At 69.8% G+C, this 613-nt stretch carries 1 protein-coding gene; it reads right to left on the minus strand.

What is annotated here, in order from left to right; genetic code table 11:
• Positions 1-11: 11 nt before the first annotated feature.
• Positions 12-613: MFS transporter (locus RCG67_RS17025; protein WP_497801012.1), on the minus strand; the 602-nt coding region annotated here is incomplete at its 5' end.

The following is a 613-nucleotide window of genomic DNA, read 5'->3' on the forward strand; positions in this document are numbered from 1 at the left end:
GAGTGCGGGCCTCAGATGTGGCTGTCGCCCATCTCGGTGCCCTTGCGCAGGTAGCAGAACCACGTCGTGCCCAGGGCCACGAGGTAGAACGCCACGAAACCGTAGAAGGCGGCGCTGTAGGCGCCCGTGGTGGAGTTCGAGAGGTTCAGCGCCTGCGGGATCAGAAAACCGCCGTACGCGCCGACCGCACCGATCAGGCCCAGGGCCGCGGAGGCCTTGCGCTCGGTGGAGACGGCCACGTCCTGCTGCTGCCGCAGCCCCAGCACCCGGTAGATCGAGGGGATCATCCGGTACGTGGAGCCGTTGCCCATGCCGGCCGCGGTGAAGAGCAGCAGGAACAGGCCCAGGAACAGCCAGAAGCTGGCCAGGGGCAGGGTGACCACCACGGCCAGCGCGAGCAGCGCCATGACCGCGAACACGGCCACCGTCATGGGGGCGCCGCCGAAGCGGTCCGCGAGCCTGCCGCCGTAGGGCCGGGAGACCGAGCCGACCAGCGGGCCGAGGAACGCCAGGGACAGCGCCGCCGCGCCCACGCCGAAGGACGAGAACTCGGGGAAGGTGTCCGCGATGAGCTTCGGGAACACGCTGGAGAAGCCGATGAAGGAGCCGAAGG

The organism is Kocuria cellulosilytica (assembly GCF_040981245.1).
Lineage (GTDB): Bacteria > Actinomycetota > Actinomycetes > Actinomycetales > Micrococcaceae > Kocuria > Kocuria cellulosilytica.